At 69.9% G+C, this 25,481-nt stretch carries 25 protein-coding genes; 11 read left to right on the plus strand and 14 right to left on the minus strand.

The window, feature by feature from the left end; translation table 11 throughout:
* Positions 1 to 246: 246 nt before the first annotated feature.
* Both gcvH and gcvT read right to left on the minus strand, forming a co-directional pair.
* A complete protein-coding gene (gene gcvH / locus EFA46_RS00760) occupies positions 247 to 624 on the minus strand; it encodes a glycine cleavage system protein GcvH (protein WP_123075700.1) in 378 nt (125 codons plus the stop codon).
* Entirely contained in the window at positions 621 to 1,718 is a 1,098-nt protein-coding gene (gcvT, locus tag EFA46_RS00765; RefSeq protein WP_123075698.1) for a glycine cleavage system aminomethyltransferase GcvT, read from the minus strand. The genes gcvH and gcvT overlap by 4 nt, the downstream gene beginning before the upstream one ends.
* A 154-nt stretch (positions 1,719 to 1,872) precedes the next feature.
* On the opposite strand from gcvT, the gene EFA46_RS00770 reads away from it, so the two are divergent.
* The 6 genes from EFA46_RS00770 (at position 1,873) to hmgB (ending at position 7,791) form a co-directional block, all read left to right on the plus strand.
* Positions 1,873 to 2,589: a winged helix-turn-helix domain-containing protein gene (locus tag EFA46_RS00770; protein ID WP_123077340.1), complete on the plus strand. Its 717-nt coding sequence runs from the start codon at positions 1,873 to 1,875 to the stop codon at positions 2,587 to 2,589.
* Between the two features lie 72 nt (positions 2,590 to 2,661).
* Positions 2,662 to 3,120 carry an NYN domain-containing protein gene (locus EFA46_RS00775; protein ID WP_123075696.1) on the plus strand — a complete coding sequence of 153 codons (459 nt, stop codon included), beginning with the start codon at positions 2,662 to 2,664 and terminating at the stop codon, positions 3,118 to 3,120.
* A gap of 58 nt (positions 3,121 to 3,178) precedes the next feature.
* Positions 3,179 to 4,024 carry a TatD family hydrolase gene (locus EFA46_RS00780; RefSeq protein WP_123075694.1) on the plus strand — a complete coding sequence of 282 codons (846 nt, stop codon included), beginning with the start codon at positions 3,179 to 3,181 and terminating at the stop codon, positions 4,022 to 4,024.
* 86 nt (positions 4,025 to 4,110) lie between these two features.
* Positions 4,111 to 4,692 carry a DUF2150 family protein gene (locus EFA46_RS00785; RefSeq protein ID WP_123075692.1) on the plus strand — a complete coding sequence of 194 codons (582 nt, stop codon included), beginning with the start codon at positions 4,111 to 4,113 and terminating at the stop codon, positions 4,690 to 4,692.
* A gap of 55 nt (positions 4,693 to 4,747) precedes the next feature.
* A complete protein-coding gene (locus EFA46_RS00790; protein WP_123075690.1) occupies positions 4,748 to 6,385 on the plus strand; it encodes an Ig-like domain-containing protein in 1,638 nt (545 codons plus the stop codon).
* A 68-nt stretch (positions 6,386 to 6,453) separates the two neighbouring features.
* The gene (gene hmgB / locus EFA46_RS00795; RefSeq protein ID WP_123075688.1) at positions 6,454 to 7,791 is read left to right on the plus strand and encodes a hydroxymethylglutaryl-CoA synthase; all 1,338 of its coding nucleotides are present in this window, start codon (positions 6,454 to 6,456) and stop codon (positions 7,789 to 7,791) included.
* A gap of 168 nt (positions 7,792 to 7,959) precedes the next feature.
* Here hmgB and EFA46_RS00800 read toward each other — a convergent pair whose 3' ends face one another.
* Together EFA46_RS00800 and EFA46_RS00805 are read right to left on the minus strand one after the other, a co-directional pair.
* On the minus strand, positions 7,960 to 8,670 hold the full coding sequence (locus EFA46_RS00800) for a helix-turn-helix domain-containing protein (RefSeq protein ID WP_123075686.1): 711 nt from the start codon (positions 8,668 to 8,670) through the stop codon (positions 7,960 to 7,962).
* Positions 8,671 to 8,757: 87 nt separating this feature from the next.
* A complete protein-coding gene (locus EFA46_RS00805) occupies positions 8,758 to 9,327 on the minus strand; it encodes a transporter (RefSeq protein WP_123075684.1) in 570 nt (189 codons plus the stop codon).
* A 99-nt stretch (positions 9,328 to 9,426) separates the two neighbouring features.
* On the opposite strand from EFA46_RS00805, the gene EFA46_RS00810 reads away from it, so the two are divergent.
* The 3 genes from EFA46_RS00810 (at position 9,427) to EFA46_RS00820 (ending at position 14,029) form a co-directional block, all read left to right on the plus strand.
* The gene (locus EFA46_RS00810; RefSeq protein WP_123075682.1) at positions 9,427 to 10,431 is read left to right on the plus strand and encodes a hypothetical protein; all 1,005 of its coding nucleotides are present in this window, start codon (positions 9,427 to 9,429) and stop codon (positions 10,429 to 10,431) included.
* A 100-nt stretch (positions 10,432 to 10,531) separates the two neighbouring features.
* A complete protein-coding gene (locus EFA46_RS00815) occupies positions 10,532 to 11,998 on the plus strand; it encodes a replication factor C large subunit (protein WP_123075680.1) in 1,467 nt (488 codons plus the stop codon).
* Positions 11,999 to 12,082: 84 nt separating this feature from the next.
* Positions 12,083 to 14,029, plus strand: a complete 1,947-nt coding sequence (locus EFA46_RS00820; RefSeq protein ID WP_123075678.1) for a PAS domain S-box protein — start codon at positions 12,083 to 12,085, stop codon at positions 14,027 to 14,029.
* A gap of 6 nt (positions 14,030 to 14,035) precedes the next feature.
* Here EFA46_RS00820 and EFA46_RS00825 read toward each other — a convergent pair whose 3' ends face one another.
* Positions 14,036 to 14,446: an Lrp/AsnC family transcriptional regulator gene (locus EFA46_RS00825; protein ID WP_123075676.1), complete on the minus strand. Its 411-nt coding sequence runs from the start codon at positions 14,444 to 14,446 to the stop codon at positions 14,036 to 14,038.
* Between the two features lie 97 nt (positions 14,447 to 14,543).
* Here EFA46_RS00825 and carA point away from each other — a divergent pair, with 97 nt between their 5' ends.
* Positions 14,544 to 15,602: a glutamine-hydrolyzing carbamoyl-phosphate synthase small subunit gene (gene carA / locus EFA46_RS00830; protein WP_123075674.1), complete on the plus strand. Its 1,059-nt coding sequence runs from the start codon at positions 14,544 to 14,546 to the stop codon at positions 15,600 to 15,602.
* On the opposite strand, the gene EFA46_RS00835 is transcribed toward carA, so the two are convergent.
* From EFA46_RS00835 to EFA46_RS00865, 7 genes are all read right to left on the minus strand, one after another.
* The gene (locus EFA46_RS00835) at positions 15,599 to 16,141 is read right to left on the minus strand and encodes a hypothetical protein (RefSeq protein ID WP_123075672.1); all 543 of its coding nucleotides are present in this window, start codon (positions 16,139 to 16,141) and stop codon (positions 15,599 to 15,601) included. The two genes, carA and EFA46_RS00835, sit on opposite strands and share 4 nt — an antisense overlap.
* Positions 16,131 to 16,487 carry a hypothetical protein gene (locus EFA46_RS00840; protein ID WP_123075670.1) on the minus strand — a complete coding sequence of 119 codons (357 nt, stop codon included), beginning with the start codon at positions 16,485 to 16,487 and terminating at the stop codon, positions 16,131 to 16,133. Before EFA46_RS00840 ends, EFA46_RS00835 begins: the two co-directional genes overlap by 11 nt.
* A complete protein-coding gene (locus EFA46_RS00845; RefSeq protein WP_123075668.1) occupies positions 16,484 to 16,798 on the minus strand; it encodes a hypothetical protein in 315 nt (104 codons plus the stop codon). The genes EFA46_RS00840 and EFA46_RS00845 overlap by 4 nt, the downstream gene beginning before the upstream one ends.
* A 73-nt stretch (positions 16,799 to 16,871) precedes the next feature.
* On the minus strand, positions 16,872 to 20,120 hold the full coding sequence (carB, locus tag EFA46_RS00850) for a carbamoyl-phosphate synthase large subunit (protein ID WP_123075666.1): 3,249 nt from the start codon (positions 20,118 to 20,120) through the stop codon (positions 16,872 to 16,874).
* 174 nt (positions 20,121 to 20,294) lie between these two features.
* Entirely contained in the window at positions 20,295 to 20,834 is a 540-nt protein-coding gene (locus EFA46_RS00855) for a DUF5815 family protein (protein ID WP_123075664.1), read from the minus strand.
* A gap of 2 nt (positions 20,835 to 20,836) precedes the next feature.
* Positions 20,837 to 21,250, minus strand: coding sequence for a hypothetical protein (locus EFA46_RS00860; RefSeq protein ID WP_123077338.1), 414 nt, complete (start codon positions 21,248 to 21,250; stop codon positions 20,837 to 20,839).
* A 250-nt stretch (positions 21,251 to 21,500) separates the two neighbouring features.
* On the minus strand, positions 21,501 to 22,745 hold the full coding sequence (locus tag EFA46_RS00865) for an NAD(P)/FAD-dependent oxidoreductase (RefSeq protein WP_123075662.1): 1,245 nt from the start codon (positions 22,743 to 22,745) through the stop codon (positions 21,501 to 21,503).
* 128 nt (positions 22,746 to 22,873) lie between these two features.
* On the opposite strand from EFA46_RS00865, the gene EFA46_RS00870 reads away from it, so the two are divergent.
* Entirely contained in the window at positions 22,874 to 23,449 is a 576-nt protein-coding gene (locus EFA46_RS00870; RefSeq protein WP_123075660.1) for a DUF6149 family protein, read from the plus strand.
* 7 nt (positions 23,450 to 23,456) lie between these two features.
* Here EFA46_RS00870 and EFA46_RS00875 read toward each other — a convergent pair whose 3' ends face one another.
* On the minus strand, positions 23,457 to 24,119 hold the full coding sequence (locus EFA46_RS00875) for an MBL fold metallo-hydrolase (protein WP_123075658.1): 663 nt from the start codon (positions 24,117 to 24,119) through the stop codon (positions 23,457 to 23,459).
* Positions 24,119 to 25,435, minus strand: coding sequence for an NAD(P)/FAD-dependent oxidoreductase (locus tag EFA46_RS00880; RefSeq protein ID WP_123075656.1), 1,317 nt, complete (start codon positions 25,433 to 25,435; stop codon positions 24,119 to 24,121). The genes EFA46_RS00875 and EFA46_RS00880 overlap by 1 nt, the downstream gene beginning before the upstream one ends.
* Positions 25,436 to 25,481 lie beyond the last annotated feature (46 nt).

A 25,481-nucleotide genomic window follows, 5' to 3' on the forward strand; every position in this document is an offset into this window, starting at 1 on the left:
CGAATCCCCTCGAGGGTGCGCGTGGGTCAGCCGGACGCCGTTCGGCGCTACTCACACGAGCCACCCCGTGGATACGTATGAGTCAGTCGGTCGAGCCGTCGCCGCGTGCGTCCGCGGAAGCATGCCGAGGTCTGCGAGCGGGAGGACCAAGATACCCCGGGTTGGCCACGAGACGGGCGCGTCCGTGCGCGGACTCGCCGCCCACACGCGCGGGTCTGGCGCAACGGCGCACGGGCCGCGTCCGGCTCACTCGGTCCGCTCGCGGTAGGCGTCGGGCGCCAGCAGGTCGTCGACGTCGCCCTCGGACACGTCCTCGAGTTCGAGGAGCCATCCGCCGGCGAACGGCTCGTCGTTGACGAGCTCGGGCGCGCTCTCGAGGTCGTCGTTGACGGCGGCGACCGTCCCGGAGACGGGAGCGTAGAGGTCGCTGACGGCCTTTATCGACTCGACGACGCCGAACTGCTCGCCGGCCGTGACCGACTCGCCGACTGCGGGGAGGTCGACGAAGACGACGTCGCCGAGTTCGTCCTGCGCGAAGTCGGTGATGCCGACGCGGCCGTCGGCGGGGCGATACCACTCGTGCGACTCGAGATAGTAGCAGTCGTCGGGTACGTCGAATCTCATCTGTCTATGAACGGGGGTTCAGTGATAGTTGCGCGTTTCGCCTCGCCGCGAATGACGACGTAGACGGTCGTTCCGGGGTCCGCGTAGTCGGCGTCGAGGTAGCCGAGGCCGATGGGCTCGCCGCGCGTCGGGCTCATCGTCCCGCTCGTCAGTTCGCCGACCCGCTCCGCCGCGTCGGCGTCCGCCGTAACGGGGTAGCCGTGTCGGGGGACGCCGCGCTCCTCGAGGACGAGGCCGGTGAAGCGCTCGGCGAGGCCGCGTTCGGCCTGCGCGGCGAGGGCGTCGCGGCCGACGAACGCGTGGTCGAGGTCGACCGCGAAGCCGACGCCCGCCTCGAAGGGGGTGCGGGGGTTCTCCTCGCGGTGGAAGTCCTGCCCGGAGAGCAGGAACCCCATCTCCGTGCGGAGGGTGTCGCGCGCGCCGAGGCCGCAGGGCCGATAGGCGGGGACGAAGGCGTCCCACAGCGTCCCGGCGTCCCCGGTCTCGAAGACGAGTTCGACGCCGTCCTCGCCCGTGTATCCCGTCCGCGAGACGAGGCAGTCGACGCCCGCCACGGTCGCGTTCGCGACCTCGAAGCGCCCGAGGGACTCGACGTCGGCGGTCGTCTCGTCGGCGACGGCGGCGACGGCGTCCGGGCCCTGCACCGCGAGCATCCCGCACTCGTCGCTCACGTTCTCCACGACGGCGTCGAGGCCCCACGCGTCGCGGTGGTCGCGCCAGCGCGTGACGGCCTCGGCGTCGTGGCCGGCGTTCGGCACGAAGAGGTAGGTCTCGCCGTCCGGGAGCAGGTAGACGAGCGTGTCGTCGACGATGACGCCCTCGTCGTCGGTCTGGAGGGCGTACTGGGCGTCGCCGGGGTCGAGGCGCGACGCGTCGTTCGTCGTCATGCGCGAGACGAGTTCGAGCGCGTCGGGGCCCGACACCTCGACTTCGCCCATGTGCGAGACGTCGAAGACGCCGACGCCCTCGCGGACGGCCGCGTGCTCGTCGCGGATGCCGTCGAACTCGACGGGCATCTCCCACCCGCCGAAGTCGGTGAACGTCGCGCCCGCCTCGGCGTGCCGGTCGTGCAGCGGCGTCGTCCGAGAGGCCATACGGAACGCGCGGACGCCGACGACCTAACGCTTTCCCCAGAACGGGGGAGGGAGAGACGACAGTCGGCGCTGTCCCCCGCGCGTCGGGACTACAAGCGCCGTTGAACCCTCGCGATAGCTTATACGCGATGGCGACGAACGGTCTCGTGTGAGCATGAAGGAGCTGTTCCCGCTCAAGCCCGCGGCCGGCGGCGAGCGCGAACGCGAACCGAAACTCGTCGGAATCGGGGACGCGGAGGCCGAGTCCGTGTTCGCGGCGCTCTCCTCGGGGACGGCGCGCGCCGTCCTCGACGCGCTCTACGAGGAGCCGCGGACGGCCTCGGACATCGCGGAGGAGGTGGACACGAGCCTCCAGAACGCCACCTATCACGTGAACAAGCTCCGGGACGCCGGCCTCGTCGACGTCTCGGAGACCTGGTACTCCGCGCAGGGCCGCGAGATGAAGGTGTACGCGCCGACGAACGGCCCGCTCGTCGTCTACGCCGGCGCGCGCGAGGGCGAGGCGGACGAGCCGCTGTCGACGGCGCTCGCGAGGCTCTTCGGCGCGGTGGGCGTCGTCGCGCTCCTCGGCGCGCTCGTGAACGGCCTCGCAGGCGCTCTCGCGCCGACCGCGAGCGGGCCGGGAATCGGGGGCGACGCCGGAGCGGGCGGTGGGTATGCGGTTTCTACCGCCCGCGCCGAACCGGCGGGCGACCCGTCGCTTCTCGGCACGGTCGTCGCCACTCTCCAGAGCGTCGCCGACACGGCCCTCGCACTGCTCGCGTCGCCGGGCGGCGTGACTGTCCTCGTCGGGACGCTCGTCCTCCTCGCGCTGTTCGCGCGCTGGTACACCACCGAGTATCGCGGCGGGCGCGTCCGCATCACGCGCTGACCGGCGTCGGCCGTCGTCGGCGGGACTCGGCCGATTCGCCACGGCTTTACCCGGTCACCCCCCACGGAGGGTATGGAACGGCTCCGTGACGCCCTCGCGGGCGGCGACGACCCCGGGGTCGCGCTCTTCGTGGACGGCCCGAACGTCCTCCGCGACGAGTTCGACGTCGACCTCGACGACGTGCTCGCGGCCGCACGCGAGGAGGGCCGCCTCGTCGTCTCGCGACTCTACCTCGACGAGCACGCGACGCCCGGCCTCATTCAGGCGGGCGAGGCGCGCGGCTACGACGTGCGGGTGACGAGCGGCGACGTGGACGTGAAGCTCGCGGTGGACGCGACCGAACTCGTGTTGAGCGAGCACGTCGACCTGCTCGCCGTCGCCTCCCGAGACACCGACTTCAAGCCGGTGCTGGAGAAGGCCGCGGAGAACGGCGTCGCGACGCTCGCCATCGCGCCCGGCGAGCACGGCCGCTCGGACGCCCTCCGGAACGCCGCGGACGACGCGCTCGTCCTCGCGGAGCCCGAGGAGTAGCCGGGACGCGACGAGGCGGAACGGTCCTTTTTCACGCCGGGCGCGCGTGGAGGCGAGTATGCGCGACCTGGGCACGCCCGTACTGGACGACCACCTGCATCTCGACCCGCGTCACGCCCGTGGCATCGACGCGGTGACGGACTTCGCTCGCTCGGGCGGAACGCACCTGCTCGTCGTGAACAAGCCGTCGTGGCACCTCGGCGTCGAGGCCGACACGGGAGAGGACTTCCGCGCCGTCTTCGAGGAGACGCTCGACGTCGTCGCGGACGCGAGCGAGGAGCTGCGCGGGCGCGCGTGGCCCGTCCTCGGGGTGCATCCCGGACTCGTCTCCCGCCTCGTCGACGAGCGGGGCTTCGACGCCGACGAGGCGGCGGAGTTGATGTGCGCGGGCCTCGACGTCGCCGCCGAGCACGCCGCCGACGGCGAGGCGGTGGCGCTGAAGTCCGGCCGACCGCATTACGACGTGAGCGAGTCCGTGTGGGACGCGTCGAATCGCGTCCTCCGGCACGCCCTCGAGCGCGCGGCCGAGACCGGCGTCGCGCTCCAGCTCCACACGGAAGCCACCGAGGACCTCACGGACGTCGCGGCGTGGGCGGAGGACGCCGGACTCCCCCCGGAGCGCGTCGTGAAGCACTACGCGAGCGGCGAGTGCGCGGGCGTGACGCCGTCGGTGATGTGCGAGAAGGGCTACCTCGAGGACGCGGTCGCGTCGGACGGCCCGTTCCTGATGGAGACGGACTACGTGGACGACCCGGAGCGCCCCGGCGCGGTGATGGGCCCGAAGACCGTCCCGCGACGGGTGAACTGGCTCCTCGAGAACGGCCACGAGGCGGCGGTGGAGCGAGCGCACGTCGAGACCCCCGAGGCCGTCTACGGGATCGACACCGCCGGGACGCTCGAGTAGCGCGCCGGTGAATCGCGGCGTGCGTGCGCCTCGCAGGCGCCGGCGGATAGGAAAGGCATTTGTCCCGCGCTCCGGTCGTATGGGGTATGAGTGACATCGAGGAGGAGTTCTACTCCGACGAGCGCTGGCAGAACTGGCTCGACAGGCTTCGCGACGAGGAACTCGACCCCGAGGACGAGGACTCCGCACGCCTCCTGTACAACCTGCAGGACGACGTCGCAATCGCGGTCGCGAAGATCGTTTCCGCCCACCAGAGCGGCGAGCTCGACGAGGAGGAGGCGCTCGACGAACTCGCGTCCATCCGCGAGGTCGTCCTCGCCGAACCCGAGTTCGACGACCAGGACAAGAAGATGCTCGTCGAGGGCGTCCAGACGAGCCTCGTCGCGGTCTTCTACTCCGCCGACGTCTACATCTCGAACGGGCCTGCCGAGGACGCGAGCGTTCAGGAGTACGTCGAGGCGGCGGCCTCGGCCGAGCGCGAGGAGGAGTTCGACCGCGCGCTCGAACTCGCGGCGTGCGCCGGCTCGCAGCTCTTCGACGGCGCGGAGATCGACCTCGGTATCACCGAGGAGCTCGAGTACGGCCCGCTGACGGACTGGCTGAGCGGTCTCGACAGTCTCCAGAGCGCGCTCGCCGACCCGGAAGTCATCGAAGACGACGAGGAGTAACGCCGCGTGTGCCGGCCATCGGTTTTAGGGTAGTGGCGGGGGTCGTCTGCGAACGATGAGGGACAGGAGGGCCGTTGCCGGTGTCGTCGGGGCCGTCTTACTCTTCGGCATCCTCGTTATCTCGCTCTCGATCTATCAGGCGCAGGTCGTGCCCGCTGAGAACGAGCAACTCGAGTTCCAGCACAACGAGCGCATCCACGACCAACTGACGGACGTCCGAAACGCCGTCCTGCGGACGGCCGGGTCGGGGAACTCCCAGCCGGTCTCGGTGTCGCTCGGACTGCGCTATCCGACGCGCGTCGCGGCGGTGAACCCGCCACCGGTCACCGGAACCCTCCGCACCGAGCCGTTCGCGTCGAACGTCACGATACGGAACGTCGAGGCGACGGACGCCGAGACCGCCGACTACGTCTCCGGCACGCTCACCTACTCGACGTCGCGACTCGTCTACAGCGGCGACTACCACGAGTACAGGAACGCGCCGCGAACGGTCTACGAGAACGGCGTCCTCTACAACCGGTTCGACAACGGCGCGAACCTGACGCTGACCGGGCAGTCGATGCTCTCGGGGAACCGACTGACGCTCGTGACGCTCGCGGGCGACTACGACGAGTCCGGCGTCAGGTCGGCGTCCGTCGACCCGCATCCGTCGAGCGCGCCCTATCACGAGGTGACGGTGACGAACGAGAGCGACGGGCCGCTCGTCCTCTCGCTTCCGACGACGCTCTCGAACTCCACGTGGGAGGACCTCCTCGCCGAGCAGCTATCGAGCGGACGCGTGCTCGACGTCACTCCCGGCGACAACGGCACCGTCGACGTCCGCCTCGAACCCGGCACGTACGTCCTCCAGCTCTCGCGCGTCGGCGTCGGCTCGGGCGTCGAGGACCCCGGCCCGCACTACCTCGTGCGGGACGGCGGCGACGGCGCGACCCTGAACCCGGGCGAGTCACACACTCTCGACGTCGCGGTCCGCGACCGGTTCAACAACCCGTTCGCGGGCCAGACGGTGAACGCGACGGTGACGAGGGGGCCGGGGTCCGTCTCGGGGCCGGCCACGACGGGGTCGGACGGCGGCGCGTCGTTCACCTACACCGCGCCCGGAGCGGTCAGCGGGAGCGAGGCCGTCGGCGTGACCGTCTGGTTCGGCGCGCCGAACGCGAGCGCGGCCGGCCCGCTCGAGCGGACGACGTTCGACCTCACCGTCACGTCGGGTGGCGGTAGTGGGGGCGGTGGCGGAAACAGCGACCGACAGGTGACGCTGGTAAGTGGGTCCGAAGGAACGTTCTGGAACGGCATCCAGTTCGACGTCCGAAACACGGGGAGCGGGCCCGTGGACGTCACGGCGGTCCGCGTCGAGAACACCACCAACTCGAAGGTCGATGGCATCTGGGAGAGCCAAACGGGATCGTACGCTCGGGGCCAGCACGAGGTGTATATCAACGCATCGACGAGGGGCGTCCTCGATATGGACGGAACCCCGTATTACGAGGATTCGGGGACCGAGCTCCCGATCGGAAGCAGGGAGCCGATGACCGAGCAGGCGACGCTGAACGGCCAGACGAACGCGACGGTCTACGTCGGTGCGTTCTGGCGAAACAAGAACCAGCAGGCCAATATGCGTGGTGAGACGGTCTACGTCACGCTCTACGTCGACGGCTCGCCGAACACCTACGAGGTCACGATTCCGAACTAGCCGGCGTTCGTCATCCGTCGAATCGACTCATCGACAAACCCATATGCGCGTTTCGTGAAGGAGACGGCATGACAGCCGTCGGTATCGACGCGGTCGAGATCTGGACCGGAAAGCTCGCGCTCGATCTCGCCGAGACGTTCGCCCCGCGGAAGGGCGACGACCCCGAGAAGTACACGAAGGGCCTCGGCCTCTACGAGAGCTCGTTCCCCGACGCCTACGAGGACATCGTGACGATGGGCGCGAACGCCGCCTATCGCCTGATGGAGCGGAAGGACCTCGACCCGGAGGACGTCGGCCGCATCGACGTCGCGACGGAGTCCGCCTTCGACAACTCGAAGCCCGTCTCCACCTACATCGCGGGCTGTCTCGAGGAGGTCTACGACGGCGACTTCCACCACGCGAACAAGGGCGAGCGGAAGTTCGCCTGCATCGCCGGGACGCAGAGCCTCGACGACGCCTGCAACTGGATCCGCGCCGGCCGCAATCGGGGCCGGGGCGCGCTCGTCATCGCGAGCGACACGGCGCTCTACGCGCGCGGGGACGCCGGCGAGGCGACGCAGGGCGCGGGCGCGGTGGCGATGTGGGTGACGGAGGACCCGAGTCTCGTCGAGCTCTCGACGGAGCAGGGCTACGGGAGCGCGGACGAGACGGACTTCCTGAAGCCGAACCAGCAGTTCCCGAGCGTGGACGGCAAGCGCTCCATCCAGGTGTATCTCGCGCGGATGCGCGAGGCGCTCGTGGACTTCGAGAGCGTCGCAGGCAAAGTCGGCCCCGAGGACTACGCGTATGCGCCGTTCCACACGCCCTACCCGGGGATGGTTCGGAAGGCCGCGCTCCTCGCCTATCGGCACACGATTCGGGGAACCGAGGTCGAGGACGAGCTCGCCGACGAGATCGGGCGCCAGCCCCGCCGCGAGGACTTCGCGGACGAGGAGGCGTTCGACGCGGCGATCCGCGACTACATGGACGACCTGAAGGAGCAGCCCGCGTACCACGAGTGGTACGACGCCCACATCGAGCCGACGCTCGCGGTGAGCGAGCGGGTCGGCAACTGGTACACGGGCTCCGTCCACCTCGCGCGGATGGCGGCGCTGTACCACGCGGCCGAGGCCGACCGCGACCTCGCGGGCGAGAAACTGCTCGTCGGCTCCTACGGCTCCGGCGCGCAGGCGGAGATCCACGCGGAGACCGTTCAGGACGGGTGGCGCGAGGAGGTCGACGCGCTCTCGATCTTCGACCGGATCGCGGAGCGCTACGACCTCTCCTTCGAGGAGTACGAGCAGGTCCACGACCGGCACAACCACGAGAAGCAGTCCGAGCTCGAGCCGTTCACGACCCCCGAGGACGAGTTCGTCTTCGACGGCTGGGGGCCGATGAACGAGCGGAAGTACCGGTACGTGGAGTAGGCGGGGCCGACGGGCGGGTGGGCCCGCCACACGCCGAGCGGCGAGAGCCGCGAGGAAGAGCGGGGCCGACCGGCGAGAGGTCGCCACACACCGAGCGGGGCGCACGCGAGTCGGCGGCGGCGCGGGACGGCTGGTGCGGTGCGCCGGGCACGTTTTCACGCGAGTGGACTATTCTGCGAGCGATTGGAGCGCGTCGAGCATCTCGTCGATTGGGGTGTTGCAGATGGCGAGTGAGAAGCCGTCGCGCTGGGCGAGCGCAGGCGCGTGCTCCCAGAGGTCCTCCTCCTCGAGGCCGTGGAGGAGGACGGCGTTCGGCGTGGGGTTGACGACGCGGAGCGCGACGAGCGGGGATTCGCCACGGGAAACCCCGGTGAAGCCGAGGACGCGGTTCGTGGACTGGCCGTAGAGGCGGTAGAACTCGTCGCTGGAGAGGCGGGAGATGGCGCGGATGCTGTCGATGATGGTGTGGCCGCTGACGCGGTCGCGGTCGCCCTCGACGACCTCGGTGGCGTCGATGGCGTCGTAGACGTCCTGGAGGGGGACGGCGGTAGGGTACTCGCGGAGGTCGAGGACGATGTCGCTCTCGAAGCCCGCGGAGAGGACGCGGGCGTACTGTCGGATGCGGTCGCCGCCGCGGCGCTCGTCGATGTCGAGGAGACCGGTGACGAGTCGGGAGACGAGGCCGATACCGGGGCTCTCGCGGCGCCCGCTCTCGTAGTCGGAGATGACCGAGGAGGAGACGTCGAGCTGGTCGGCGAGCTCGGTCTGCGAGACGTCGAAGTCGGTGCGCCACTTGCGGAGGGTGGCGCCGGGGTCGTCGCTGAGCGTGATCTCGCCGGCGATGCGTTCGGCGAGGCCGGCGCGCGCGTCCGAGTCCATACCCACCCCCATCCGCCGTGGGGCCTAAGGCGTATCGAAGCCCCGAGGTCGGGGGGTCGGCGCGCGCGGACGCGGCGCGAGTGGCGGTCAGTCGCTCGTGGCGGCGGCGACGGCGCCGCCGATGGCGCCGAAGACGACGGGGTAGACGACGCCGGCGAGGACGATGCCGGTGACGAGGTCGGGGCCGAGCCAGTTGCTCTCCGTGGTGATGCGGAAGGCGAAGACGCCGAACCACGCCGGGACGGCGTAGCCGAGCGAGAGGACGGTGCCGCAGAGCGCGCCGTCGGTGGGGTCGGCGAGGCTCACGGAGCGCACGAGGAGGTAGCCCCCGACGAGGAGGAAGAGCGGCGGGAGGACGTAGAGCAACTGGGGGGCGTTCCCGCTCGCGATGAGGTTCGTCGCCGTCCGCCCGCCGCCGAACGACGGGTAGGTGAAGGAGACGAAGTGGGCGTTGTAGAAGAGCCAGCCGACGGCCTGCCACGCGGGGATGGCCTGTCCGCCGAGGAACTCGATGACGGCGTTCAGCCCGGAAAGCTGGTCGCGCACCCGGTTGGCCTGCCAGAGGTAGACGACGAGGTATTGGAGGACGTACGCGGCGATACCGACGGCGGCGGCGGGGACCCAGGGGACGTCGCGGCCCGTACTCGATGCGGACATACGGGTCCGGTTCGCGTGTCGGGTGCAAATCGCTTGTGGCGGCGCGCGGGACGGGCGGCCACCACCCTGAAACGCGACGCCGCCCATCTCTCGGAGACGATGCCCGAACCCTCACGTCGCGACGTCCTGCGGACCGTCGGTGTCGGCCTCGCGGCCGGTACCGCGAGCGTTGGTGGTGTGAGCGCCGACGGCGGGTGGCACGCCGTCGCGTCCCCGACGGACAGCGACCTCGCTGACGTCACACACACCGCAAGCGGGGCGTACGCCGTCGGCGGCGGCGGTGTCGTCCTCGCACGTCGCGGGAGCGGAACGGACGGCAGGGCGGAGTGGCACGCCCTGACGACGACCGGGCCGGACGGGAACGGCTCGAACCTCCACGCGTGCGCCCCGACTGCCGACGGCGCGCGCGTCTGGGTGGCGGGCGCGAGCGGCGCGCTCGCCGAGTTCGACGTGGAGACGAACGCGGTCACGTCACATCGCGCGCCCGACGACGTGACGAACCAGTTCACGAGCGTCGTCGTCGCCGGGTCGGGCGACGACGCGACCGTGTTCGTCGCCGACAGCTCCGGGCACGTCCACGTCTCGGCGGGCACGGAGCGCGACGAATCGGGTGGCCGAACGTGGACGCACGCGACGCCGGGGAGCGGGGCGGCGATCCGCGCGCTCGCACGCGGCGACGGCGGCCGCGTCGTCGCGGTCGACGCGAACGGCGACGTCTTCGAGCGGGGGAGCGACGGGTCGTGGGCGCGAATCGGCATCGAGGACGCCGATTCGAGCCTCTACGACGCCACCGTCGTCGGCGGGCAGGCCCGCGTCGCCGGCGGGAAACTCTACCTCGAATCGGGTGACGCGTGGGACGTCACCGACCCGACCGAGCGGACGCTCTACGACGTCGCGATGGGGGCCTGTGGGTGCATCCACGCCGTCGGCGCGGGCGGCACGATACTGCACCGGCCCGGCCACGACCTCCCCGGCGGCGTGACCGTCGCACGGTGGCTCGGCCTCTGGGAGGAGACCCACCCCGTCGAGGCGGACTTGCGGGGCGTCGCGCTCGGCGACCCGCACGTCGCCGTCGGCGCGAGCGGCACCATCGTCGAGGCGTGAGCGGGCCGTATCGGTACGTCGCCTCCCGTCCGGTGACGTGCGTCGCCGACGCCATGACCGAACGGAACCACTAAACGCGTCTCGCGCCTCCCATCCGCTAATGGTTGACTGGACGGAGAAGTACCGCCCGAGCACGCTCTCCGAGGTTCGCGGGAACAACAAGGCCCGCGACGCCCTGAAGGAGTGGGCGGAGACGTGGGAGGACCATCGCGAGGCGGTCATCGTCCACGGGAGTCCGGGCGTCGGGAAGACGTCGGCGGCGCACGCGCTCGCGAACGACATGGGCTGGGACGTCATCGAGTTGAACGCGAGCGACACGCGGACGAAGGACGTCATCGAGCGCGTCGCGGGCGAGGCGGCGAAGTCGGGGACGCTCGTCGGCGGCTCCGGCGGGCGGAAGCTCGTCGTGATGGACGAGGCGGACAACATCCACGGGAACGCCGACCGCGGCGGCGCGCGCGCCGTCACGCGCCTCGTGAAGGAGGCGACGCAGCCGATGGTGCTCATCGCGAACGACTACTACGAGATGTCGAACGCCCTCCGGAACGCCTGTCAGGAGATCGAGTTCCGCGACGTCTCGAAGCGCAGTATCGTGCCCGTCCTCCGCGACGTCTGCCGGCGCGAGGGCATCGAGTACGAGGACGCCGCGCTCGACGCGCTCGCGCAGAAGAACTCGGGCGACCTCCGCTCGGCGATCAACGACCTGCAGGCGCTCGCCGAGGAGACCGAGGTCCTCACGGAGGACGACATCGTCACCGGGGACCGCGACACCACGGAGGGCATCTTCGACTTCCTGGACGACGTCTTCAAGGAGAAGGGCGCACAGGAGTCGCTCTACGCCGCCTACGACGTGGACGAGACGCCGGACGACCTCCTCAACTGGGTGGAGGACAACGTCCCGAAGGACTACGCGGGCGCGGAGTTGGCGGACGCCTACGAGTTCCTCGCGAACGCCGACAAGTGGCTCGGCCGCGTTCGCGCGACGCAGGACTACTCCTACTGGCGCTACGCGACGGACAACGTCGCCGCCGGCACGGCGGCCGCCCGGAGCGAGCCGAAGGGCGGGTGGACGCGCTACGGGCCGCCGTCCTTCTGGTCGAAGCTCGGGCGAACGAAGGGCACCAGAAACACTCGCGACTACGTCGCGCGCAAGATCGCCGAGGCCTCCGGGTGCTCGATGGCGAGCGCGCGACGTGAAGTGATGCCGTTCCTCGCCGCGATGACGCATCACTGCAAGCCCCGCGACCTCACGGTGGCGATGGCCGCGACGTACGACCTTGAGGCCGAGCACGTCGCGTTCGTCACCGGGAGCGGGGAGGACACGAACAAGGTGCAGGACATCGTCGCCGACGCCGAGGCCGCGAAGGCGGAGGCCGCCGTCGAGCACTCCGGCGGCGCCTTCGAGGGGCAGTCGAGCGTCGACGACGTCGAGGAAGCGGGTGCGGGCGCGGACGAGGGCGAGCAGGACGACGAGGAAGCGGACGTCTTCGTCGACGAGGAGGAGGCCACCAAGAGCGACGACGCCGAGGACGACGACATGCAGAGCGGCCTCGACGAGTTCTTCTAGGCGGGTCGGCGGTCGTCCCCGCGACCGGTCGGCCGCTCTCGCTTCGCCCTCTGGCTTTAACAGGTGGTGTGATCACCGTAGGACATGGACGCGACGTCACCACGGGAGCGTCTCTACGCCGTCTTCGCCGACGCTGACCTCGACGTCGAGGAGAAGATCGACCGCGCGCTCGACGTGGGGGCGGACCACCTCGACCTCCCGATCGGGTTCGTCTCCCGGATCGAGGACGGCACGCAGCGGATCGCCCACGCGACCGGGGAGCACGACCGAGTGCAGCCCGGCGAGACCTGCCCGCTGCGCGAGAGCTACTGTCGGCACACGCTCGAGTCCGAGGGGTTGCTCGCGGTACAGGAGGCGGCGGTCTCGCCGATCGACCAGCGGGCGATTGACGCGTTCGGCCTCGGCGCCTACATCGGCGCGAAGGTGGTGGTCGACGGCGAGGTGTACGGGACGGTCTGCTTCGCGAGTCGGGAGCCCCGCGACGCCGCGTTCTCGGAGTCCGAGGAGCTGTTTCTGGAGCTGCTGGCGAGCCTCGTCGGAAACGCACTCGAGCGCCGCGCGTACGAGCGCGACCTCAAGGAGCGCACGGAGCGCCTCGAGCGCGAGAAGCGCCGCTTCGAGGGAATCGCGGAGACCAGCTTCGACATCCTCTTTCGGGTCGGCCTCGACGCGCGCTTCACGTACGTCTCGGCGGCGGTCGAGCGCATCCTCGGCTATCAGCCCGAGGCGCTGACGGGCGAGTACTTCACGGAGTTCATGACCGAGGAGGCGGCCGAGGACGCGGCGACGGCCTACGACCGCCTGCTCGCGGGCGAGTCCGTGGAGAACCTCGAACTCGACTTTCGCGCACGCGACGGCGACATCGTCGTCATCGCGGTGAACGCGACACCGATAGACGATGGCGGGACGATCACCGGCATCCAGGGCGTCGGCCGCGACGTCACCGCGCGCAAGGAGCGCGAGCGCGAGTTGCGCGTGAAGAACCGCGCGATGGACGAGGCGGACGTCGGAATCTCCATCGCCGACCCCGACGAGCCCGACACACCGCTCGTCTACGTCAACGACGGGTTCGAGCGCATCACCGGCTACGACGCCGAGGAGGTCATCGGTCGGAACTGCCGGTTCCTCCAGGGCGAGCGCACGGACGACGCGTCGGTCGAGCGCATCGGGGACGCAATCGACGCCGAGGAGTCGGCGGTGGTCGAACTCGTCAACTACCGCCGCGACGGGACGCCGTTCTGGAACCGCCTCCGGGTCAACCCCGTCTACGACGAGCGCGGCGACCTCTCGCACTACCTCGGGTTCCAGGACGACGTCACGGAGCGCAAGCGGACCGAGCGCCTGATCGCGCTCCTGAATCGCGTCCTCAGACACAACCTCCGAAACGACATGACGCTCTTCCTCGCGTGGGGGAGCGGGCTCCGACACGGGGACGTCGAGGACCCGCGCGAGACCGGCGAGCGCATCGAGCGCGCCGCCCGGGAGCTGTCGGCGCTCGGCGAGCACGCGCGGGAGCTGGAGCAGTACGCGCGCCGCGACCGCGACCCCCAACGCCTCGACCCGCGCGCGCTCTGCGAGGCGGTCCGCGAGACGCACCGCGAGCGCTTCCCGAACGGCGACGTCGAGGTGCACGTGGCGGCGGAGCGGGACATCTGCGCGGGCGCGGAGCTCCGGGAGGCGCTCGCGGAGCTCGTGGCGAACGGGCTGAAGCACGACCCGTCGGACGCCCCGCAGGTGTCGGTGTCCGTGTTCGACGCGGGCGACTGGGTGGAGCTCGTCGTGTCGGACGACGGCCCGGGTATCGACTCGGTGGAGGCGGAGGTCATCGCGACCGGGGAGGAGACGGCGCTGATGCACGGCTCCGGGCTCGGGCTGTGGCTGGTGAACTGGATCGTCACCCGATACGGCGGGTCGTTCCAGATCGCGGCGGACGACGGCGGCGGGACGACCGCGACCGTCCGACTGCCGGCCATCGGCGCGGGGGAGGCCGTCGCGGACGCCGAGCGGGGGCCGACGGTGCTCTTCTTCTGAGCGGCTTTAGAGGGTCTCGTCGAGGATGAGGCGGGTCTTCGTCGTTGTGACGTCGTCGAGTTCGCGGGTCTTGGTGATGAGTTCGTTGACGCGCGTGGTGTCCTTGGCGTCGACGACGACGACGATGTCGAGTTCGCCGGAGACCTGCCAGACGAAGTCGACTTCGCTCCACTCGGCGATCTGGTCGCCGACGGCGTGCGTGTCGACGTCGACGGCGACGTCCACCTCGATCATGGCCTTGACGTTGCCGGTGCTGGTGGAGACGGTGAAGCGCTCGATGGTGCCCTCCTCCTGCAGGCGCTCGATGCGGTTCCGTATCGTCCCCTCGCTGACGCCGAGCTCGTCGCCGATCTCGGTGTACGGCGTCCGCGCGTCTCGTCGGAGGACGTCGAGGATCTGCCGGTCGAGGTCGTCCATATCGCGACCTAGGGAGTGGCGACGAAAGGAGTTACGAAATTCGTAACGATGCTACGAAAGCAAGCCTTATATTCGGCCCGTTCGTTCGTTTCTCGTAATGTCGGACGCCTATCTCGCCCTCGAAACGGGGGACGTAGTCGAAGCGCGCGCACGCGCCCCGGGCGCCGCCCAGGGCGAACTCGTGTTCACGACCGCGTACACGGGCTACGAGGAGAGCCTCACTGACCCGTCCTACGAAGCGCAAGTGCTCACCTTCGCGTACCCGCTCATCGGGAACTACGGCGTCCGAGAGGAGCGCTTCGAGTCGGATCGCGTCCACCCGCACGCCGTCGTCGCGCGCGAGATGACGGACGACGTCGCCGAGTGGCTCGAGGCCGAGGGCGTCCCCGGCGTCGACCACGTCGATACCCGCGACCTCGTGACGGACATCCGCGACCGTGGCGCGATGAAGGTCGGCGTCTCCGCCGGCCCCGAGGCCTCCCCCGAGGAGGCGAAGGCGCAACTCGAGAGCTGCCCGCACATGAGCGACATCACGGACATCGGCGAGCGCGTCAGCGTCGACGAACCCGTCCACCACGAGGGCTCCGGCCCGCGCGTCGCGCTCGTCGACTGCGGCGCGAAGGGCTCCATCGTGGACTCGCTCACCGCGCGCAACGCCGACGTCCACGTCCTGCCCTACGACGTCTCCGCCGAGGCGGTCGCGGACCTCGACCCGGACGTCCTCTTCATCTCGAACGGCCCCGGCGACCCCGCGAACTTCGAGGCCACCGAGGACCTCGTCACCCACTTCAAGGGCGACCTCCCCATCGCCGGCATCTGCCTCGGCCAGCAGGTCGTCGCCCGCGCGTTCGGCGGCACCACCGAGAAGATGACGTTCGGCCATCGCGGCGTCAACCAGCCCGTCCTCGACCACGAGACCGGGCGCGTCGTCATGACGACGCAGAACCACGGCTACACCGTCGACGAACCCGGCGACCTCACCGTCACGCAGGTCAACGTCAACGACGACACGCCGGAGGGCATCGACAGCGAGGAGTACGGCGTCCTCACCCGCCAGTACCATCCCGAGGCGAACCCCGGCCCGCACGACACCCTCGACTTCTTCGACGACGTGCTCGCGCTCGCCGAGGACCGCGCGGCGCTGACCGTCAACTAGCGCGCGGACACCGTCCTGTCCGTCAGCCCCTCGAGGCGCGCGAGCGTGCGCTCCCCGAGGACGCCCTCGGTCGCCGCGAGCACGCAGTGCGCGTTCCGCTCGCGGGTCGCGCTCGTTATCGACTCGACGAAGCGGAACAGCCGCTCCTCGGAGACGTACATCGAGAGGACGCCGAGGTTGTCGACGACGACCCAGCCGACACCCGGACGGACGTGTGCGAACGCCTCCGAGAAGCGGATGCTGATGCCCGTGAGGTCGCTCGGGTTCGCGCGCTCGGTCGTCCACAGCGCCCCGTCGTAGTCCACGGTCGTCCCCGTGACCGGGACGACGCCGACGTGGGCGGGGTCGCCGCCGCGTTCCACGACCGCGCGCTCGAGGCGCTCGAGGTCGGCCGACGTCGAGAGCACGAGCAGGTTCTCGAAGCCCGCGCGCGGAATCGCCGACAGCGGGCGCTCGCCCGACGGGAGCGTGTAGAGCGCGACCGAGCCGGCGGAGAGGTCCGCGAGGGGCGCGCCGTCGTCGACCGGGTCAGCGCTCATTCTCGAACCCCCCGACGTACTCGTCGCTCTCGACGTCGACGTGCGCGTCGCCCCCGAGGTCGATGAACTCGCGCGCGAAGCGCCACGTCGCGGCGACGCTGACCGCGCCGCTCGCCGCGTAGAAGACGTACGCGAGGACGCGCAGTACCACGTCGAGCACGCCGACGGCGACGAGGAGCTCAAGGAGGGCGCCCGCGCTCAGGCAGGCGAGCGCGACGGTGAAGAGGAGGACCCCCTCGCGGTAGAGGACGTTGTGCGAGTACGCGAGGAGCGGATAGGCGAAGGCGACGCAGAGCGCGACGAGGACGACGACGGCCACCCCCCAGAGGGCGATTTCGGGCGTCACGCCGACACCTCCAGTTCGGCGGTGAGGGAGACGAACCGCCAGCACGTCACCGCGATGGCGGCGACGGCGACGAGCCAACAGACGGAGGCGACCCAGCCGCCGTGTGGCGGCGTCGCGGGATGGATTGTGACGGTCGTCGAGACGGTCAGCGCGACGAAGACGACGGGGAGCGGCGCGAGCGTCCGCCCCCACGGCGTCCCGCGAAAGCCGAGCGCGGCGATGGTCGAGAAGACGGACGCGACGGTGGTCGCGAGGAGCGTGAAGAGGTCGAGCGCGAACGTGGCCTCGGGCGCCCACGATTCGAGCGGCATGTCCGCCGTCTCGCGTCCGGGTCACTAAAGCGTCGTCCCCGCTCAGGGGGACGCGAACGGGGTGTGGACGCGCTTACTCGTCGCGGCCGCCCCACTTCGCGTTCGTGATGGGGCGCGAGCTGACGGATTCGACGTCGAGGTCGTCGTCGCGGTGCGCGAGCGCTTCGAGGCTCGCCTTCGCGCTCGCGACCGTGGAGATGTAGGGGAAGTCCTCCTCGACGGCGGTCCGGAGCGCGTCGACGTCGTCGCCGACGTAGAGGTCGATTTTGTCCGTGCGGATGGCCTCGGGGACGTCGTCGAAGGACTGGACGTCGTAGTACTCCGCGAAGCCCTCGATGTCGAAGTCGACGACCGCGACGCCGCCCTCCGGGAGGTCGTTGCCGGCGGCGGACTGGGCCTTCTCGTAGGCCTTCCCGAAGGTGCGCGCGGTGCCCATGACCTCGCCCGTGGACTTCATCTCGGGGCCGAGGCGCGGGTCGGCGCCCTCGAGGCGGTCGAACGGCAGGACGACCTCCTTCACGCTGTACTCCTCGGGGATGCCCTCCTCGACGTCGAGGTCGGCGAGGGACTGGCCGGCCATGACCTTCGCGGCGAGCTTCGCGATGGGGACGCCGGTCGCCTTCGAGACGAACGGCACGGTGCGCGAGCTACGCGGGTTCGCCTCCAGCACGTACACCTCGCCGTCCTTCACGGCGAGCTGGACGTTGAGGAGGCCGACGGTTTCGAGGGCGCGCGCGATTTCCTCGACGACCTCGCGGACGCGGCCGAGCGTCTCCTCGTCGAGGTTGCGCGGCGGGATGACGCACGCGGAGTCCCCGCTGTGGACGCCGGCGGCCTCGACGTGCTCCATCACGCCGCCGATGAGGACGTCCTCGCCGTCCGCGACGGCGTCGACGTCGAGTTCGACCGCGTCGGCGAGGAACTCGTCGACGAGGATGGGTTTGTCCGGGGAGACGCGGACGGCCTCCTCGATGTACTCCGTCAGCTCGGCGTCGCTGTGGACGACCTCCATCGCGCGCCCGCCGAGGACGTAGGACGGCCGGACGAGCACGGGATAACCGAGGTCGTGTGCGAGGTCGAGCGCCTCGGACTCGCTGAACGCCGTCCCGCCGTCGGGCTGGCTGATTCCGAGGGAGTCCATGAGGACGTTGAAGCGGTCGCGGTCCTCCGCGAGGTCCATCGCCTCGACGCTCGTGCCGAGGATGGAGGCGTCGAGGCCGCGGCGGTCGATCTCGGCCTCGAGTTCGTCCGCGACGTTCACGGACGTCTGGCCGCCGAACTGGACCATCACGCCGTCCGCGCCCGTCGCCTCGACGACGTCCGCGACCTCCTCGGCGGTGATGGGTTCGAAGAACAGCCCATCAGAGGTGTCGTAGTCCGTGCTGACGGTCTCGGGGTTGTTGTTGACGACGTGGGCCTCGACGCCCTCCTCGCGGAGCGCGCGCACCGCGTGGACGGAGCAGTAGTCGAACTCGACGCCCTGCCCGATGCGGATGGGGCCGCCGCCGACGACGACGACGGAGTCGGTGTCGTGGTCGACGCGGAGTTCGCCGCCTGCGGACTCGCCCTCGAAGGGGCCGCTGAACCACTCGGGCTTGCGCGAGGAGTAGTAGTAGGGCGTCCGCGCCTCGAACTCGCCCGCGCAGGTGTCGACCTGCTTGTAGGTGCGACCCGGGACGTCGGCCTCGACGTCGTCGATGGTGACGCCCGCGCCGTCCGGACGCGCCTCGGGTTCGTCCTCGTCAGGGCCGTGGTCGACGTCGGCGGGCAGCCACGACTCGTGGGTGTCCGCGAACTCGCCGCCCGCGAGCGCCGTGATCTCGTGGTTCGTGAAGCCCTCGATGGCGGCGTCCGTGAACTCGCCGTGCTTCGCGCCGTCGGCGGCGTCGGCGACCCGCGCGAAGCGCTCGACGTACCACTCCTCGATGCCCGTCAGCTCGACGATCTCGTCGACGGAGTAACCGCGGTCGAACGCCTCGAAGATCGCGTACGGGCGGTCGGGACTCGGGCGCGCGACGTAGCGCTCCTCGAGCTCCGCGTCGCTGAGGGCCGCCCAGTCGACGTCGGGTTCGTACTCGCTCGAACGCATCGCCTTCAGCAGCGACTCCTCGAAGGTGCGCCCGATGGCCATCGCCTCGCCCGTGCTCTTCATCGCGGTGCCGAGCGTGAAGTCGACGTCGTCGAACTTGTCCTTGGGCCAGCGCGGCACCTTCGTGACGACGTAGTCGATGGCGGGCTCGAAGGCGGCGGTGGTCTCGCCCGTGATCTCGTTCGTGATCTCGTGGAGGCGCTTGCCGAGCGCGACCTTCGCGGTGACGCGCGCGATGGGGTAGCCGGTCGCCTTCGAGGCGAGCGCCGAGGAGCGCGAGACGCGCGGGTTCACCTCCACCACTCTGTATTCGCCGCCCGGGGTGCCGTCGTCGTGCCACGCGAACTGGATGTTACAGCCGCCCTCGATACCGAGGTCGCGGATGACTTCGAGCGCGGCGTCGCGCATCTCCTGGTGGCCGTCGTCCGGGATGACCTGACTGGGCGTCACGACCGTGCTCTCGCCGGTGTGGATGCCCATCGGGTCGATGTTCTCCATGTTGCAGATGATGACGGTGGAGTCCCCGGCGTCGCGCATCACCTCGTACTCGAGTTCGACCCACCCGGAGATGGACTCCGTGATGAGCACTTCCGAGTTCCGCGAGAGGCGCAGGCCCTTGCGGACGCGCGACTTCAGCTCGTCCATCTCCTCGACGACGCCGGAGCCCGACCCCCCGAGCGTGTACGTCGTGCGGGAGATGACGGGGAGGCCGCCGACCGCGTCGACGGCGTCCTCGACGCGCTCGGCGATGTCGTCGTCGTCGAGCGCCTGGACGGACTCGCCCTCGTCGAGCGAGATGGTGGTCGAGCGCGGGACGGGCTGACCGAGGTTCTCCATGCGCTTGCGGAAGAGGTCGCGGTCCTCGGTCGCGTAGATGGTGTCGAGCGGCGTCCCCATGATCTCGACGTCGTACTCGTCGAGGACGCCCTCCTCGGCGAGCTCGGCGGTGACGTTCAATCCCGTTTGCCCGCCGAGGCCGGCGATGACGCCGTCGGGGTTCTCCTTCGCGATGACCTCCGCGATGGCCTCGACGGTGATGGGTTCGATGTAGACCTCGTCCGCCATCTCGGGGTCCGTCATGATGGTGGCGGGGTTGGAGTTGACGAGGACGACTCGGGCACCCTCCTCTTGGAGGGCGCGACACGCCTGCGCGCCGGAGTAGTCGAACTCTGCCGCCTGGCCGATCTGTATCGGGCCGCTCCCAATGAGGAGGACGGTCCGGTCGTCACTCATGTGTAGCTAGGTCGAATGCGTACATCGTAATAAGCGAAACGAAAGAGTGCAAATCTCGTAATCGGATTACGAAAATCGTAACGCCGGCGGCGAGCGTCCGCGAGTGCGCGCGGCGAGCGCGCTACCGGCCATCGACGTCAGCAAAGAACTCGAACGGGGAACGCGGGAGAGCGCCTACCGCTCGCGCTCCCACTCGCGCTCGCTCCGATAGGCGTCGACGAACCCCTCGACGTCGAAGTCGAGCATCTGCGTCTCGAACTCGCCCTGCGCGCCGTCGTCGCGCGTGTGGCTCACCGCGTGCTCCATCAACTCGACGACGAGTTCGACGACGTGCTCGTGGAGCGTGCGGGCGTCGAACGCGGCCACCCAGAGGAGCGCGTACCCCACGGTGCCGTCCTTGCTCGCGTCGACGACCACCACCTCCTCGGGGAACTCCTCCATGACGCTCCCCATCAGGTGGGGGGTGCCGAACTCCTCGAAGGCGTCGTCGTCGCTCGGCGTCACGCTCGCGCGCAACACCTCGACGACGTCCTCCGGGACGAAGCGCGAGGGCGGATGCATGTCCATCACGACCGCGTGGCGCTCCCCGCACGCGCACTCGTACTCGCGCATCCCGAGGTCGAACTCGCCCCGGTGGACGGACTCGCCACACGGGAGCGTGACGGTGCCGTCGTCGGCGCCGTCGCCGGCGTCGGGAACGCGCGGCCCCGCCATCGTCAGGGCCAGTCGTCGCGCTCCGGCTCCCCGGCCGCCGTCGCGTCCTCGCCGTCCTCGCCGAGCTCCCAGTCCGCGGCCGCCGCCGCGTCCTCGAGCGCGAGGTACTCCCAGCCCGTCTCGGCCGCGAGCTCCTCGTCGGCCTCGCCGGTGCCGACGAAGACGTGGCGGTCCGTCTCGAACTGCGACTTCACGTTCTCGAGGCTCTCGCGCTTCGACTTCGGGCCGGAGAAGAAGTCCTGTCTGATGCGGCGCTTGCGCGTGAAGTTCGTCACGACGTACGTCGGTTCGTCGCTCACGACGCCGACGTACTCCGTCCACTGCCGGGCGTCCGCGAACGCCGTCCCGGGCTTCGCGAGTCGCTTGAGCGCGGACAGCTCGAAGGCGAGCGTCATGTCCGTGCTCCCGCCGCTCATGCTCATACCTAGGGAATGGGCCGCTCGCGTGGAAAACGGCTTCGGTCGGGGCGACAGGGGGCCGCGACGACGCCCGGCGTGCGCGGCTAGTTCGTAATGCGAACGCGTGCCTCGGCGCTCACGCGACGCACGGGGTCGGTGGCGAGCGTCGTGCGCATGGAGGCCGCCCGACGAGCGCGAGCGACAAAAGGGGGCGTTCGGCAGCGAGACCGGTCGTGAATCCGGGGTGGCGGCGAGGGACGTCGGGCTCCTACAGGTCGACGTCGAGCTCTTCGAGCTCGAAGTTCTCCTGCAGGAGGACGTCGGACTGGTCCGCGACGTCGGCCTCGCCACGGATGAGCTGCTTGTACTTCGACTGCGGCGCGAGGTTGCCGATGAGGACGCCGCCGATGAGCTTCCCGTCCTCGAAGGCGAGCCGGCGCCACTCGGTCTCCGAGTACTTGCGCTCGACGTGCTCGTCGCCGTCCGTCGGGAAGCCGAAGGAGAGGAACGGGAAGTCGAAGTGGGTGATGGAGTAGGAGGACACCCAGCGGAACTCGTCCACGGCGTCCTCGACGTCGTCGGCGACCATCGCGTGCCCGGCGACGGAGCCCTGCTGTTTCGCGGAGCCCCACGAACCGTTCTGCGCGCGCGTGTCGCGGATGGTGTCGTAGAACTGGGTGATGTCGCCGGCCGCGAAGACGTCCTCGGCGCCCGTGCGCATGTACTCGTCGACGACGATGCCGTCGTCCATCTCGACGGCGGTGTCCTGGAGGAACTCGACGTTGAAGTTCAGGCCGATGGCGACGCCGACGAAGTCCGACTCGTAGCGCTCGCCGTTGCCGTCGATGGTCGCGACGACGTGCCCGTCGTCGTCCGTCTCGAAGCGCGACGCACCCGAGTCGAAGACCGGCTCGATGCCCTTCTCCGCGAGCGCGTCGTGGATGATCTCCGCGCCGTCCTCGCTGAGGGCGTAGCGCCACCAGCGGTCCCCGCGCATCAGGTACTTTGCGTCGATGTCCTGGGCGGCGCAGATGGCGGCGAGGTCGATGCCGAGCAGTCCCGCGCCGACGATGGTGCCTTCGTCGGCGTCCTCGGCGTGCTCGCGGATGTGGCGGGCGTCCTCGAACGTCCAGAAGTGGTGGATGCCCTCGGCATCACTGTTCTCGACGGGGAGTTGGGTCGGCGTCCCGCCGGTCGCGACGAGGAGTTTGTCGTACTCGAGGTCGTCGCCCTCGTGCGTGTGGACGACGTGCCCGTCCACGTCCACGCCCGTGACGAGCGTGTTCAACTGGAGGTCGATGTCGCGCTCATCGTACCACGACTCGTCGTGGATGGAGATGGGGGCTTCGGGGAGCTTCCCCTTCGCGAACTCCTTGATGAGGATGCGGTTGTACAGGGCTTCGCCCTCGTCTGTGACGACGGTGACGTCGGCCTCGGGGGCGCGTTCGCGGATGGTCTCCGCCGCGGAACTGCCGGCGACCCCGTCGCCGATTATCACGAACGACTCGCTCATACTGGCACTGTGCGTTCCGGGTTAAAGTGGATTGCTATCCGTCTATGGTCCCGGCACACGTTACCGGAGTGTGGCACGAATCCGCCGACACGGGTAGGACTTTGTATCTCGCGGCCGAATCAGCGGACATGAAACTACGGCAGAACGTCACCCACTTCGCGGCACGGAAGGCGCTGGAGATGCCGGGCGTCGGCGAGATGGTCCACGAGAAACTCGTGGACGTCCACGTCTCCGTCTTCGGCGGCTGGGCGGACGACGAGCACACCGACGAGCGCATCCCGCACCTCGAGGCGTTCTTCGACGCCTCCACGGAGATGTACCTCGCCGCGCTCCAGGCCGGCTACGAGGAGGCCGTCGCCCGCGAGATGACGCACATCGTCGCCACCTTCGACTTCTACAACCACGGCTGGGCGGAGATGATGGAGTTCCCCCCCGAGGAAGTCGACGCCCACTACGAGCGCCACCGCGAGTTCTTCGAGGCACACGACATCACCGTCGAGGACCCGCTCGGCGAGTTCGCGCCCGAGGGCGGCCTCCCGGAGGCGCCGGCGACGCCCGAACGCCTCAAGGACGGCGAGTTCCCGCACGCCGAGGGCGGCTTCGCGGACGACGTCTACGTCGAGGGCGACGACGGCGAGACGCACCGCGGGAGCGCCGAGGAACCGGAGCACGTCGACGTCGAGGACGCCCCCGGTACCGACTGACGGCCGACTACCCGAGCGCGCCGGCGAGCGCCTTCTTCCCGCCGGTGACGAGCGGCGTCCCGTGGCCGACGCACGCCACGTCGAACGCCGGCGACTCGCGCACGAGGGAGGCGATGCTCTCGCGGACGTCGCCGGTGTCGTAGCTCAGCGCCCACGGCGACGGTTCGAGCGCGCCGTCGGCCTCGCGCACGAGGTCGCCGAGGAAGGCGACGCCCCGCTCGCGCGAGACGTAGGCGACGTGCCCCGGCGTGTGCCCGGGCGTCGCGAACGCGGTGAAACTCCCGATTTCGTCGCCGTCCGCGACGTACGCGACGTCCGTGAGCGTCGGCGCCAACAGGCCCGTGACGCGCTGAAAGAGCCCCTTCCGGTTCGAGAGCGGCGGCCGGCGTCGCCCGGTCAGGAAGTCGGCGTCCTTCGCGCCGACGTGGACCGGCGCGTCGAGGTCGAGCGAGCGGAGGCCGCCGACGTGGTCGATGTCGTAGTGCGTCACGAACACCCGCGTCACGTCCGCGAGGTCGTAGCCGGCGTCGCGGACGCCCGCGCGGACGTCGTCGGCGTGCCACGGCATTCCGGCGTCCACGAGCACGAGGTCGTCGCCGTCCTCGACGAGGTAGGCGTTCGTTCCGCCGAGGTCGAGCCACCAGCAGCCGGCGACGAGTTCCTCGGCCATCAGTACTCCTCGGCGATCCGGTCGGCGACCTCGTAGCCCGCGACGATGCCGCCGTTCAGCGAGCGCTCGGGGTACTGGGCCTCGCTCGCCATCCCCGCGTAGTAGACGCCGTCCGCGACGGCCTCGGAGAGGTCGTAGGGCACCACCATGTCGAGGTAGCCGCGCTCGTAGATCGGCGCCGTCCGGGGGTTGCGCGCCGTCCGCACCCAGTTCACCGACTCGCGCTCGAAGTCGGGGAAGAGGCCCTCGATGCCGTCGAGCCACGTCTCCGCGACCGCCTCGTCGTCCATCTGCCAGACCGGGTCCTCCGGGCTCTGGATGTACTTCGGGACGTAGAGGAGGTGCTCGCCGCCGTAGTTCGACTGGTGGATGAAGTTCGTGTGCTCGATGAGCGCGCCGAACGGCGCGTCGTCCGCGACGTTCAGCCAGTAGGTGTCCGTCAGCGACTCCTCCATCGAGATCACCGAGCAGACCGTCCCCTGGAACTCGATGTCGCACTCGTAGCCGGTGAGTTCCTCGAGGACGGTCGGCATCGCCGCGACGACGACCGCGTCCACGTCGTGCGTCTCGGCCGCGCCGTCGGGGCCTACCGCCGTCAGCGACTCGACGCCCGACTCGCCGTAGCCGACGTCCGTCACGCGCGTGCCCGTCTCCACGGTGTCGCTCCCGACGTCGTCGAGGAGTTCGTCGAGGAGGCGGCCGAAGCCGCCCTTCAGGTAGCCCAGCGGCTCGCCCTTCAGCAGGTCGCGCTCCCCCCGGAACTTGATGCGCCCGAGGAGCCACGCCGCCGAGACGTCCTCCGCGCGCTCGCCGAACTTCGCCTCCAGGAGCGGCTCGAAGAACGTCTCGTAGACGTTCTCGGTGGTGTGCTCGACGCAGAACTCCTTGACAGGGACGTCCTCGTAGTCCTCGAGGTCCTCGTAGGAGTCGAACGACGGGACGCCGCCGCGAACGTCGATATCGAGGACGAGCATCCCCAAGCGGAACGTGTCGTAGAGGCTCCAGTAGGGGAACGCGAGGATCTCCCACGGCTTGTCCATCGGGTGGATCGTCCCGTCGATGTAGTAGGCGTTCTTCCCGATGGGCCACTCCAGGTCGTCGCCGAGGCCGAGCTCCTCGATGAGGTCGACGATGGTCCCCTCAGAGCCCGAGAGGTGGTGATAGAACTTCTCCAGCGGGTCGCCCGCCGTCTCGTACGTCGCCGCGAGCCCCCCGATCTGCTCGGACGCCTCGAACACCGTCACCTCGTGGCCGGCGCGCTGGAGACGCCGGGCCGCCGCCAGCCCTGCGATGCCGCCGCCGACGATGCCAATCATGGCACAGAGTGCGTCGCCGGTCCGGGTTAGCGTTACGGTCGGCGGC

The sequence above is a fragment of the Halarchaeum sp. CBA1220 genome (genome assembly GCF_003721175.2).
In the GTDB taxonomy this organism is placed as follows: Archaea; Halobacteriota; Halobacteria; order Halobacteriales; family Halobacteriaceae; genus Halarchaeum; species Halarchaeum grantii.